Here is a 12,900-nt window from a genome sequence, read left to right as displayed (position 1 = left end):
TGTCGCTCCCGATCAGACCGATTTCGGCTCGACGAACATGCGGCCCTTCATCTCCATGTGCATGGCGTGGCAGAACCAGGTGCAGTAGTACCAGTAGACGCCCGCCTTGTCGGCGCTGAACGACACCGACGCGGTCGCCATCGGCGCGACCTCCATCTGGATACCGTAGTTCACGATGCAGAAGCCGTGCGTCAGGTCTTCGACCGCATCGATGTTGGTGATGTAGACGGTGACCTGATCGCCCTGCTTGACCTGGAACTGCTCGAGCCCGAACGCCGGAGCGGTCGAGGTCATATAGACCCGCACCTTGTTGCCGTCGCGGATGAGCTTGGAATCCGCTTCCAGGTTGATCCCGTCGGCCTTGGCTTGCTTGACCGCATCGGCAAACATCGGATCGGCGCGGTCCCAGATCGAGATCGGGTTGATCTTGGAACGGTGTACGATGGTGGCGTCATGCGGCTCGGCGAAGCTAGGACCGTCATGGACCAGTTTCATCTGGTCGCCCGAGATGTCGATCAACTGATCGTTCTCCGGCTTCAGCGGGCCGACGTTGAGGAAGCGGTCCTTCGAAAACTTGTTCAGCGAGATCAGCCATTTTCCGTCGGCCTCCTTGGTCTGACCCATCGAGGAGTGATTGTGGCCAGGCTGATAGTGGACGTCGAGCTTTTGGATGATGGGATCGACCTTCTCGCCCTTAAAGGCTCGTTTGGCGAGATCGATGTTCCATTTGACGACCTGGCTGTCGAGGAACAACGTCGTGTAGGCGTTGCCCTTGCCGTCGTAGGCCGTATGCAGCGGCCCGAGGCCGAGTTCGGGCTCGGCGACCACGACGTCGCGCGGTTTGATCTTGTCGTCGAACAGTTGGTCGAACAGCCGAACGTCCATCACCGTCACCGTCGGCGACAGCTTGCCTGCCGCGACGATGTGGATGCCGTCGGGCGCGGTATTCATGCCATGCGGATTGTTCGACACCGGAACGTAGCGCGTGTAGGGCGAGCCCTTGCGACCGTCGATCACGGGCACGCCGTTCATTTCCTTGAAATCACCCTTCTTCACTGCCTCCTCGATCCGCTTGAGGTTGAAGATGACGACCCAGTCCTGCTCGTTGGCGGTCATCTCGGCCAGAGTGACGCCTTCTTCGGCGTTGTAACAGGTCGAGAAGCAGTATTTGCCTTGGTAGTCGGAATCGACGTTGTCGAGATTGCCGCTAACCATCACCTGCCAGGCCACTTTCATGGTATCGCCGTCGAGCGCCGTGAAGATGGAGTGATATTCCTTCGGGTTGTCGAGAACCTTGCCGTCGTTCGGCAGCGGAACGCCGTCTTCCCCGTTGCAGAACACATATCCGGTTCGTGGATACTTCTGTAGCCGAAGGCCGTGGACGGTGTGCTGATTCGGCAGTTCGATAATCTTGTCGCACTTCATGACGTCGAGCCGCACCCGCGCCACGCGGCTGTTGGCCTTGTCGTTCATGAAGGCGTAGCGGCCGTCGTAGGTGCCATCCGTGAAGGAGACGTGCGGATGGTGGAGGTCGCCGTTCATGAACGTGCCACCACGGTTCTTGAGGAATTCGCGGGTTGCCGGCTGCATCCCTTCTGTCAAAACCTTCAGGCTTTCGTTGGTCTGGCCCCAGCCGGTCGCGCTGCAGCGGTTGAAGACCGGAACGCGCATCAGTTCGCGCATCGAGGGGAGCCCGATGATCCGCATCTCGCCGGATTGGCCACTCGAAAAGAAGACGTAATATTCGTCGAGCTCGCCCGGCGCGACTTCGGTCTTCTGCACGGCCGGACGTGCCGGCGGTGCCTTGGGTGCGGCAGATTTGGTCTGCGCGTCGGCGGTCGAGACGAAGCCCGCGCCGTCCTTCGTTACCACCGCCCCGCCGGCAAGTCCCACGCCCGCAGCGGCCGCCGTGGTCCCCAGCAGCGTTCGCCGGCTGACGCCCTTGATGTTGTCGCTGTCGCTCATGATTGCCTCCTCGGCTTTCGGTTCAGGTTGCAGATGGCGTGATGGCGTCGACTGGCGACGCGCCGACGGGTTTTCCCCCGGCTGTGATGATTGTGTTCGGTCCTTTGCCGCCTGATCGCATCGAAGGCGACGACATGGCCATCCGCTTCTCGCGCTTCAGCCGCACCTGGATCATGTGCGGGCAGCGGTGGTCATCGAAATAGAGTTCCTGGCAGTGCATGCAGTAGATGCACTCGTTGACGTTGATGTGACCTTCCGGATGGATCGCTTGCACGGGGCATTCATTGGCGCAGCGCTGGCAGGGCGAGCCGCATTCCGGCCAGCGTCGCAGCCATTCGAACATCCGGATGCGGCCGGGAATCGCCAGCGCCGCGCCGAGCGGGCACATGTAGCGGCAGAAGAAGCGCTCGACGAACAACCCCGCCGCGAGGAGGGTCAGGGCGTAGACGACGAACGGCCATTCCCGCGCGAACTTCAGGACGATCGAAGTCTTGAACGGTTCGACCTCGGCGAGCTGCTCGGCGAAGGCGGTCGAGTAGAGCGACATGCCGAACAGGCCGAGAAAGATGATGTACTTGATCGGCCACAGCCGTTCGTGAAGGCCCCAGGGGACGCGATACTGCGGGACCTTGAGCGCCTTGGCGGCGTTGTTGAGTAATTCCTGCAGGGCGCCGAACGGGCAGAGCCAACCGCAGAACGGTCCGCGCCCCCAGAAGAGAAGTCCCGCCGCGATGGAGGCCCAGAGAAGGAAAATCAGCGGCGCGGAGAGGAAATACTCCCAACTGAACCCGGTCAGCAGGGAGTTCGTGAAGGTCAGGACGTTGACCACTGAAAGCTGAGCGTTCGCATACCATCCCAGCCAGACGAGAATGAACAGCAGATAGAAGCGGCGGACCCACGTGTACACCGCCGGACGACGGACCAGAAAATTCTGGAAGAAGAAGATCAGCGTCAGCGCGCCGAGCGCCAGCATCGCTGTGCCGATCTTGAGGGCGTCCGCGCGCCATATCCGCATCCACAACGGGTCCTCGTCGGCCGTTGGTACGCCGGCCTCCGGGGCGGCCGCGGGCGCCGACTTGGCGACCGGCGCCGCGGCAGCGGGCCGCGCCGGCGCTTCGCGCTTGAGATAGATTTCGGGAAGTGTGTATCCAAGATCGAAGGTGACCCAGGCCTTGTCCCGTGCGCCGACGACGCGCTGCACCAGGAGCTGCAGCGCCCACGGCTCGGTCGGATCGAACGCGAAGTCGGCCGGCACGATGAACAGCGCAATTTCAGGAAAATCCGGCGCGCCGTCGGCCGCCAGGCTACCCAGTCGGGTATGGTCCCGATCGCGGAAACGGATGCTGTTGGTTTCCTGGATCAGCTCGATCCGGTCGAAGATTCCACCCCGAACGTAGGCGGCCCCTTTGAAGGAATAACGGCCGGCACCGGCGACGACGAGCGCCTGCTGGCCTGGCTTCAACCTGCCGGCCAGCCGACCGTAGCTCTCGTCGCCCAGCAGGCTGCGGCCGATGGTCGGCACCGCGACGTCCGCGACATAGAGATCGATGAAGCTGTCGTCCGGAGCGCCTTCCTCCGGGCGCGCTGCGGCGACCGCATTGCCCGATTTCTCGAAGGACTGGTTGATATCGGCGACGGAGAGGGTTAGCCGCCGGACCGAACCGTCGCCGACCAGGGTCTGCCAATCGCGGACTTCGCTCTTGGCCGTGTCGATAGCCTTCGCAGCCCGCGGCCCGGCCGCCGCAACTGGACTGCCCTGAGCGCCGAGGCGGCCGCTCCGGATCAGCTTGGTGGCGGATCGAACGATGCTGTCGCCGATCACCAGAACGGTTACGGTTGCGCCGCTGACAATGTCGACTTGGGGCGCCGGCGCAGCCCCGCGGGCGACGCTCCCCAGGTCGGCGCCGATCAGCTTGTTGACGGCCTCCAGAATGCGCTTTTCGGGGATGCCCACCAGCACGATGGGCTCCTTGTGCTCGACCAGCTTGAGGCCGGTCAGCACACCTTTCGGATCGATGCCGACGAGCATCTGGATCGGTTTTCCGGAATAGCCGACCGCATTGGCGAAATCGGAATTCAGGTACACGAAGCCCTGCAATTGATCGCCGCGATAGGCCGGTATGATAGGCGGCTCGCCCTGCGGGGGACCGAAACGGTCGGCGCCCGGGAAGAAGTCGGCAGGGGCAATCTTCGACAGGTAACCGTTCAGGTCGGCAGCGGACGCGGTGTTGAGGGACGAGAGCACGCAAAGCAACGCCAACGCGAAGAGTGCGCGCGCCGCTTGGGTTAGAAAATCCGGAACAACATGCGTTCTTTGGAGCATGGGACCTCGAACGTGAACGCCGCGACCGACCGGGCCGCGCGCTCCTATTTCTTCCGAAGTCGCCGTTGACGCAGGAACTTGATGGGATAGATGCTACGCTGTCAACCGAAAGAGTGTTTGCGCTGGATCAAGCTCGCCAATTGTTCCGTGAGGATCTCGTCATGCCGTTGCTACGAACTTCGCTGCTGATGAGCGAGCCGGCCGGAACGCTCGAGTCGCTCGACGAGTTGTTCGCTCTCGCCAACGCCATGGAAGAGGAGGCTGCGAAAAGATACTCCGCGTTGGCGGAGGAGATGCGACGGCAGAACAAGGGTGCCCTGGCCGAGGTCTTCGCTCACCTCGCCGCCGCTGAGCGCGAACATGTCGACAGCGTCGCAAGATGGTCACAATCGCGCCGCGGCAAGGCGCCGGATCCGGCGCTGGTTCGATGGGAGGCGCCCGAAACCTTCGACGCCGAGACGGCAAGGGAGATCGAAACTTCCCGGCTGACGACCCCCTACCGCGCTTTGGCCATGGCGGTTCGCAACGAGGAACGCGCCTTCGCATTCTGGTCCTACGTCGCCGCCTATTCCCGGGATTTGGAGATCAAGCAGGCCGCCGAAGCCATGGCGCGTGAGGAACTCGGACATATCTCGACACTGAGGAAGGAACGGCGTCGCGCCTACCATAAGGAGCATGAGCAAACCGAACGGAGGGGGCGCGACGATTCGGCCGTGATGCAGATCGATGCGCGCGCACTGGAGCTCCGTCTCGCAGCGCAGCTTGCCGACCTGGAACGCGGTCTCGCCGGGGCTGCAGCGGTCCGCACACGGGAACTTGTTGAAGAGACGATGCAGATGTCCGAGAAAGCCGAAGGCATCGGGAAATTCCCGGTGTCACTCGAACAGCGCGACGCGGAGACGATCTCGGAAGCGCTGGCCGACGGCTACCTGGAGAGCGCCGAAAGCGCCAGCGATCAAACCCAGGTCGTGCTGCTGCAAGAATTGGCGGAAGGGGCCATCGCTCGCTTAGCGTGGTTGCGCTCGTTGACGGTGGCGTGAAGGTTGAATGCGACGTCGTTCGTCTCCGTGCCCGGTCCTGGCCGTACGCCATCGGTTTCCTGGTCGCGCGAAGTCGATCCGACAGGCCCGCGAATCCGGCTACGCGTTATGGCAGGCAATTGCTCTACCGTCCGCGCCGGCAGACCGAAGCTCGGGAACGTCGACCAGGCAGCGATGGCTGGCTATCGGGCAACGTGGGGCGTAGGCGCAGCCGCTTGGCCGCTTGAAGAGGCTTGGCGGTTCACCCGTTTCGATCGCGCCGAGAATCCGCTTGGATGGGTCCGGCTTCGGAATTGCCGCCACCAGCGAACGTGTATAGGGGTGGCGCGGATCGTCCAAAACCGTCCGCGTTGCGGCCTGCTCCACGATCCGCCCCATATACATCACCGCAACGCGATTGCTGATTTGTCCGATTACGCCGAGGTCATGGGAGATGAACAGCATCGACAGTCTCAACTGCTCACGCAGATCCATCATCAGATTGAGCACCTGGGCCTGCACGGACACGTCGAGGGCCGAGACCGGCTCGTCGGCGATCACGATGGACGGTGAGGGAAGAATTGTTCGTGCGATGCCGGCCCGTTGCCGCTGCCCGCCGCTCAGTTCGTACGGATAGCGCGCGGCGAAAGACGGATCCAGGCCGACCGCCGTCAGCGTGGCGGCGATCGCCGCGCTGCGCTCGGCGCGACTGGTGAAGAAACCATTGATATCGCCAGCCTCCGCGACCGAGTCTCCGATCGACCGCCGCGGGTTGAGCGATGCATAGGGATCCTGGAAGACCATCCGGATGTTCAGGCGCATGTTGCGAAGGCTGGCGCCCGTCATGTCCGTTCCCTTGAAGCTGATGGTGCCGCTGTAGGGCCGGGCCAGCCCCACGATGGACCGGCCCAGCGTGGTCTTGCCACAGCCTGACTCGCCGACGATCCCAAGCACCTCACCCTCTGCCAGCGACAGCGACACGCCATCCACCGCCCGCACCTGATATTTTCGGCCGGCGCGCCTGACGCTGAAGGAGACTCTCAGATCCCGAATGTCGAGGACGGCGTTTCCGTTCATCGCGATTCCCCGCCGTCCAGGGGGAAGGCGCAGAGCACCTCGTGTCCTCGAGAAACCTCCGCGCGCGGCGGGGCCGCCGTGCGGCACGACTCGCGCACTGCTGCGCACCGCGAGGCAAAGACGCAGCCGGCACCGACTGTGCCGGGCGCCGGCGGCTGGCCCGCTATGGTTGGCAGGCGGCGCGCGCCGGAATTCCGCGACGGCATGCAGTCCATCAGTCCGCGCGTGTAGTGGTGGCGCGGTCTGCCGAACAACGCCTCGACGCCCGCGGTCTCCACGATCCGGCCCGCATACATGACAGACACGCGATCGGCGAGCTGCGCGATCACCCCCATGTCGTGGGTGATGAACAACATCGCCATGTCGAGGCGGTTGCAGAGCTCGCGCAGCAGCCCGAGAACCTGCACCTGGATGGTGACATCCAGTGCCGTGGTCGGTTCATCGGCGATTAGAACCTGAGGCCTGCAGGCCAGCGCGATCGCGATCATGACCCGCTGGCGCTGGCCGCCGGACAATTGATGCGGATACGCCGACAGCTGCATTGCGGGATCGGGCATGCGCACCAGCTCGAGCAGTTCGCGCGCCCGGGCGATCGCCGGGGGACCGGAAGATCGATCATGCACGCGCACGGCTTCGGCGATCTGATCGCCGATCCGACGAACCGGGTTAAGCGAGGTCATCGGCTCCTGAAAGATCATTGCCATCCGGCCGTGGCCCGCTTCGACGCGCTGCCAGGGCTGCAGCTGCGTCACGTCGCAGCCTTCCAGCAGGACCCGGCCGGCCCGGATCCGCGGGCCGGGCTGCGGCAGCAATCCCATCACCGCGAGCGAGGTCATGCTCTTGCCGCAGCCGGATTCGCCGACGAGGCCGAGGATTTCGCCCTTGCCAAGTTCGAAGGACACGCCGGCGACGATGTCGACCGGTGTGGTCTCCGAGCCCAATGACACCGTAAGGTCGCGAACGGACAGCACGATCTAGCCCTTCTCGCTAAAGACCTGACGGAACCGGGGATCGAGACGATCGCGCAGCGCATCGCCGACCAGGTTGAGCGAAAATGCAGTCGCCACGATCATCATGCCCGGAAAGAACAGCAGCCACGGGGCTCGGGTAATGAAGGTGCGCGATTCCGCCAGCATGTTGCCCCAGCTCGGAATCTCCGGCGGAGCGCCCAGGCCCAGGAAATCGAGCGATGCCGCGCCAAGCTGCGCGAACGCGAAGACGAAGCTGGCCTGCACAAGAAGCGGTGAGATCAGGTTCGGCAAGATGTGCTTGCCGATGAGCCATGCCGTTCCGGCGCCCATGCTGCGGGATGCCTCGACATAGGTCTCCACGCGCAAGCGCAGCGTCAGACCGTAAACGATGCGCGTCGTCGTCGTCATGTAGCCGAGCCCGATCGCCAGAATGGCATTGGCCACGCTCGGGCCGAGGACGACGATCAGACCGAGTGCGAGCAGCAGGCTCGGGAATGCCATGAGCACATCGATCATGCGCATCAACAGGTGACCGAGCCGGGGAAACAGGGCGGACAGCACGCCGACCGGCACGCCTGTCGCAAGCGCGAACACGACCACGCCCGAACCGATCAGGAGCGCCATGCGCGCCGAGTGGATGACGCGTGACAAGGTGTCCCGGCCAAATTGGTCAGTACCGAACCAATGAAGCGCGTTCGGAGGTGTCAGTCGGATCGACGGGTCGATGGCGTAGGGATCGTAAGGTGCGAGCCAGGGCGCGAAAGTCGCGGCAAGCACGGTCCCCAGGAGGAGGCCGAGCCCCACCAGTGCGATCGGGCGCGCGATGAATGGCTTCAACCAAAGGGTCGCACCGTCGCGGCTCATTGGAGTTCGACCCGCGGATCGAGCAGGCGATAACTCAGATCGACGATCAGGTTGATCAGGAGATACACGACGACGATGACCAGAATGACGCCCTGGATCACCGGATAGTCCCGGCGGAGGATCGACTGTACGACGAGGCGGCCGATACCCGGCAGGGCAAACACCGTTTCGGTCACCACCGCTTCGGACAGCAGCGCCGCGAAGGTGAAGCCGAATGCCGAGACCACCGCCAGGAGCGCGTTGCGCAGGATGTGCCGAACCACGACCTGCCAGGGCCGGATGCCCTTTGCACGCGCCGTGCGCACGTAATCCTCGCGGGCGACGTCGAGCATGCTGGCGCGCGTCAGCCGCAGAATCAGCGCGGCATTCGGCGCTGCAAGCGCCAGGCTCGGGAGGACGAGATAGCGGAGATTGACGAGCCCGCCTTCGAAGATCGATGGATAACCGGAGCTCGGAAACCAGCCAAGCCACGCGGCAAAGATCAGGATCAAATAGAGCCCGACCCAGAACGTGGGAATCGAGGCCATCAGCATCGCTGCGCCGGATAGTCCCTGGTCGAGCCAGGTGCCGTGCCGAACCGCCGCGATCATGCCGATCGGCACGCCGATGAGCGTAACCCAGATCATCGTCATGGTGGCGAGCAAGGCGCTGGTCTCGGCACCGTCGGCAATCACCGACAGCACCGGCGCCTGGAAGAAGATCGACCGTCCGAGGTTGCCCTCGAGCACATGGCCGATCCAGGTCAGATATTGCAGGATGATCGGTTGATCGAGACCGAGCTGGTGTCGCAGAGCGTCGATCTGATCGGGGGTCGCGGTGTCACCGAGCAGGACGTAGATGGGATCGCCCGGAACGATATGGATGAAGGCAAAGATGATAACGGACGCCGCCAGAAGCGTCACCGCCGTCGTTCCCGCGCGCTTGAGTGCGTAAGACCACATGTGATTGTGCGGCTGATCAGCGGCGACGATGCGCGCCGGTGACGGCGCTCGACATTCCCAGCGGTCTCATTGCCCGTCCTTACTTCGTGGACACATTCCAGAACACGGGACCGTTCGGGTTCAGTCCCTTCAACTTGGGAGAAGCGATGTCATAGGTGTAGGCATCGCCTACTTTCATGACCGGCACCTGATCGTAGATCAGCGATTGGATCTTGTCCCATGTCGACTTGCGTGCGGTCGGATCGGTCGATTTGATCAGCTCGGCCCGAAGCGAACTGATCTCGGGACTGTCCCACCACCCGGGATAGCTCGCATTCAGGAACGTGAGGAGCAGCGGATCGGGCGAGAACGAATGGTGGGTGACAAAGATGTCCCACTGCTCCGGCTGGCCTCGCATTTTCAGAAGCGTCGCCCAATCGACGACCATCATCTGAACATTGATCCCGGCGTCGGCCAGTTGGCGAGTGAAGACGGAGGCTTCGTCATAGTGCGCCTGATAGTTCGTCGAGACCAAGAGGCGGATCGGAGTCCCCGTGTAGTCCGCCTCCTTGGCGAGCTCCTTGGCCTTCTTTGGATCGTGCGGGCTGTAGCCGGAAACGCCTTCCGCCGAGTACCAGGGCGTGCCCTTGGGAAAGATCGATCCCTCGGTGTTCCACAGGTCCTTGGAGCCGAAGGCGACGCGCAGGGCCTGCGACTTGTCCAGCGCGGTCTGGATGGCGCGGCGGAGCTTGTAGTTGTCCTTCAGGATCCCCTGCTTCGAGTTCATGAAGAAAAGGCCGAAGATCGGCGCGTTCGTACGCTGCACCTGCACCGATTGGTCCTTGCTCAGGGACTCGTACAGATCGCCAGAGATCATTTCCGCATAGTCGTAGTCGCCGGCTTGCACGCCGCTCACGCGGGTGCCGACGTCCGGGACCGGAATGAACCGGATCTTGTCGAAGATGGCGACGCGGGCACCGGCGAAGCCGTCGCCCTTTTCCTTCACCGGCTTGTAGCCGTCGAATTTCTCCACCTCGACATAGCGGTTCGGCCGCCACTCCACGAACTTGTAAGGCCCGGTGCCGATATAGTCCTTCTGCTCGATCGGCCGGTTGCCGGCATTGGCGGCGATTTCTTCCGGATAGATCGCAAGGCCACCATTGACGTCCGCAATGAGGTTCTTCCAGGCGCCGTTCGGCGCGGACAATTTCAGCGTGACTTCGTACTTTCCCGTCGCTTCGACCGACGTGGCTGCGGCCATCAGGAGCTTGCCGCGCGCACCGAAGCTGCCCCACCGCGTCAGCGAGGCGGCCACGTCCTTGGCGGTCATCTCCTTGCCGTTGTGGAAGGGAACGCCTTCGCGGAGCTTGATGACGATGGTCTTGCCGCCGTCTTCCTCGCGGTCGCTCTCGGCCAGCATCGGGCGCGGCGTATAGGTCGAGTCCAGCGCATACAGTGTTTCGAAGATGTGGCGGCCGATGACCGAGGCGACGTCGGCAGTCGTCAGCATGACGTCAAGTGGCGGCGGTTCGCCGATGGTGGCTTCGCGAAGCAGGGTGGCCGCGCTGGCGTGTGCATTGAGAAACAATGCGGCGGCGATCCCAACGGCGCCACGCATCAAGACACTGAGGTCGCATCTCATGATCGCCCCTCCCACCTTGTTTCAGCCGCCTGCCTTCACCTGCAGGGGATGCGCCCTCAGGCGTTGACCCGGCGGCGCGTTATTGCTTGTTTGAAAGTTACATACAGAATATGCTAAGTTTCAAGTGGAAAATTGCGATAGACTGCCGATCTGTCGATACGTGGATTGATCGAGGCTGAAGGTTTCTTACGAAGGCCTCCTGGCCAAGGGCGCAGGTTAATCCGACCTAAGGAAGGGCGCGCATGCCGCGTGCGAAGCGAATTCACCCGGCGAAAGCCGCGGGGACAGCAGTCTCGACCCCGTCGCGCCGCGACGCGTTCGTGGCCGGCGACATCATCTCTGTCATCAGACAGAGTGCTCCGAGTCTCAGCCCCTCGGAGCAGCGTGTTGCCATGGCGCTGCTGGCCGACGTCGAGTTTGCCATTCACGCGAGCAATGCGGAGCTGGCTCGCAGCGCGCGTGTCAGTGAACCGACAGTGACCAGGTTCAGCCGCTCCGTCGGCTGTCGCGGCGTCCGTGACCTCAAGGTGAGGCTGGCTCAAGCCATGGCGGTTGGGCGGATTTACGTTGAGCTGCCCCCGCATGTCGGCACGGATCTGGCGCGCCCCGCTCTCTGGCGGTCGGTGTTCCAGGAAATTCGTCGCGCAATCGCTGCTGCCGAAGAGGGACTGCGGAAGGAGGACATCGAGAGGGCTGCCGAAGCCATCTCGCGCTGCTCGAAACTTGCGGCGTTCGGCGTGGGCGGCGGCTCGACCCTTGCGGCGATGGAGGTTCAGAATCGTTTCTTTCGTCTCGGGATCGCCGTCTCTCACGCCTCCGACCCGAGCTTGATGCGCATGATCGCCGCGACCCTTGGCGAGGACGATGTCGTCGTCGCCATCTCGACCACCGGTGCAGCGAACGAGGTGATCGAGGCAGCCGGTATCGCCAAGCGATACGGCGCCCTGGTCGTCGCGATTACCAGGCCGCAAAGCAGGCTGGCCTCAATCGCCGATATTGCGCTCGGCGTGCAAGTGCCCGAAGCGCCCGATGCGCTCAAGCCGACCGCGTCGCGCTATGCCCTTCTCGCGGCCATCGATCTGCTCGCCGCGTCGACGGCCTATTGCAAGCCGCTCGAGGCCCAGACGCGGATGCGCCGGATCAAATACGAGTTGCTGAAGGGGACGGACGGGAATTCAAATGGGCCGCTCGGCGACTGAAGGGCACTGCCGGCACATGCCAATTGTTGCGCTGCTGACGCTCTCAGAGCAGGCTCGGGCCCTTGCTCAAACGTGCGCGTCGTAGATTTGGATGTCGGGACGAGCAAATCGGACAATCTGCGCGATCAGAGCGGTCGTCATTTTGGAGCGAGCCGGTAGAACTCAAGCCTGTAACAGTGGGCTCGTGTTGGAACGGCATGGAAAACATTGAGTCTGTTGGTCGTTCGGTAGCCAAGATGCTCTCGAGAGAGCATCTTGGCTTCGCAAACGTGGGACACGTTTCATCGCCTCTTTCTTCGAACAAGACGGCAATGCGCTTTGGTCGGTCCGGGCCGATGGCTGTTGAGCGGTTGGTGCTAGCTGCAGCTCAGCGGCAACGGCTGGTTGGGATGCAACTCGTACCAATCATAGCAATCCGGATAGGCGCCGTAGAATCCATATCCGGGCCGGTAGCGGCCGAAGTGGCGAAACGCGTGCTGGCGGAGACCGTCGGCATGACCGCCGAAGCCGAGGTGCTCGCCGCCGAACCGGGCGCCGCCGCCGAAGCCGCCCTCATGCCCCATGCCGCCAAAATGCGCGCCGCCGCCAAAGCCCGCATGTCCACCGCCGAAGCCGCCACCGCCAAAGCCGCCGTGGCCGCCACCTCCACCTCCTCCACCGTGCGCGTCGGCCGCGCCGATGGCGAGCGTCGAGGCGAGCGCTGCTGTTGCCAGAATTATGATGGCTCGTTTCATGGAAAACTCCTCTCGTGTTGAGCTGCCCGGTCATCCCTGAGGCCCGCTGCCGGATCGTGCTGTGCGCGCGAGGCTGCTGATGACCGGGCGTGTGATGCAGGAGAGGTAGGTGCGCCGCGCGGCAATCCAACTGAATTCGGCGTCAGACATCGGGCGCCGCGCGCGAAGGTGAACGCGCCGCGCGTG

Annotated in this window: 10 protein-coding genes; 2 read left to right on the top strand and 8 right to left on the bottom strand. The window is 63.3% G+C overall.

All coding sequences use genetic code 11. The features are described from left to right. Window positions 1-12 precede the first annotated feature (12 nt). Together nosZ and ACE10W_RS40410 are read right to left on the bottom strand one after the other, a co-directional pair. A complete protein-coding gene (nosZ, locus tag ACE10W_RS40415) occupies window positions 13-1,965 on the bottom strand; it encodes a TAT-dependent nitrous-oxide reductase (RefSeq protein WP_304549477.1) in 1,953 nt (650 codons plus the stop codon). A 22-nt stretch (window positions 1,966-1,987) separates the two neighbouring features. Further along, the gene (locus ACE10W_RS40410; RefSeq protein ID WP_304549475.1) at window positions 1,988-4,288 is read right to left on the bottom strand and encodes a NosR/NirI family protein; all 2,301 of its coding nucleotides are present in this window, start codon (window positions 4,286-4,288) and stop codon (window positions 1,988-1,990) included. A gap of 161 nt (window positions 4,289-4,449) precedes the next feature. Between ACE10W_RS40410 and ACE10W_RS40405 the strand changes: the two genes are divergently transcribed. Then, a complete protein-coding gene (locus tag ACE10W_RS40405) occupies window positions 4,450-5,328 on the top strand; it encodes a ferritin family protein (protein WP_304553935.1) in 879 nt (292 codons plus the stop codon). A gap of 99 nt (window positions 5,329-5,427) precedes the next feature. Here ACE10W_RS40405 and ACE10W_RS40400 read toward each other — a convergent pair whose 3' ends face one another. From ACE10W_RS40400 to ACE10W_RS40380, 5 genes are all read right to left on the bottom strand, one after another. Further along, complete coding sequence (locus ACE10W_RS40400) at window positions 5,428-6,384, bottom strand: ABC transporter ATP-binding protein (RefSeq protein ID WP_304549473.1); 957 nt, start codon at window positions 6,382-6,384, stop codon at window positions 5,428-5,430. Beyond that, window positions 6,381-7,355, bottom strand: a complete 975-nt coding sequence (locus tag ACE10W_RS40395) for an ABC transporter ATP-binding protein (RefSeq protein ID WP_011083143.1) — start codon at window positions 7,353-7,355, stop codon at window positions 6,381-6,383. Before ACE10W_RS40395 ends, ACE10W_RS40400 begins: the two co-directional genes overlap by 4 nt. 3 nt (window positions 7,356-7,358) lie before the next feature. Further along, a complete protein-coding gene (locus ACE10W_RS40390) occupies window positions 7,359-8,192 on the bottom strand; it encodes an ABC transporter permease (RefSeq protein WP_231166612.1) in 834 nt (277 codons plus the stop codon). Between the two features lie 23 nt (window positions 8,193-8,215). Further along, the gene (locus ACE10W_RS40385) at window positions 8,216-9,160 is read right to left on the bottom strand and encodes an ABC transporter permease (protein ID WP_304549469.1); all 945 of its coding nucleotides are present in this window, start codon (window positions 9,158-9,160) and stop codon (window positions 8,216-8,218) included. Window positions 9,161-9,239: 79 nt separating this feature from the next. Further along, window positions 9,240-10,781: an ABC transporter substrate-binding protein gene (locus ACE10W_RS40380; RefSeq protein WP_304549466.1), complete on the bottom strand. Its 1,542-nt coding sequence runs from the start codon at window positions 10,779-10,781 to the stop codon at window positions 9,240-9,242. A gap of 242 nt (window positions 10,782-11,023) precedes the next feature. Between ACE10W_RS40380 and ACE10W_RS40375 the strand changes: the two genes are divergently transcribed. Then, entirely contained in the window at window positions 11,024-11,980 is a 957-nt protein-coding gene (locus ACE10W_RS40375; RefSeq protein WP_304549465.1) for a MurR/RpiR family transcriptional regulator, read from the top strand. A gap of 356 nt (window positions 11,981-12,336) precedes the next feature. Here the strand turns inward: ACE10W_RS40375 and ACE10W_RS40370 are convergent, their stop codons facing one another. Next, on the bottom strand, window positions 12,337-12,714 hold the full coding sequence (locus ACE10W_RS40370; protein ID WP_304549463.1) for a hypothetical protein: 378 nt from the start codon (window positions 12,712-12,714) through the stop codon (window positions 12,337-12,339). Window positions 12,715-12,900 lie beyond the last annotated feature (186 nt).

The organism is Bradyrhizobium sp. B025, assembly GCF_042257955.1.
GTDB classification, from domain to species: domain Bacteria; phylum Pseudomonadota; class Alphaproteobacteria; order Rhizobiales; family Xanthobacteraceae; genus Bradyrhizobium; species Bradyrhizobium diazoefficiens.
Note: the sequence above shows the minus strand (reverse complement) of the source record. Positions and strands in the feature narration are given on the sequence as shown.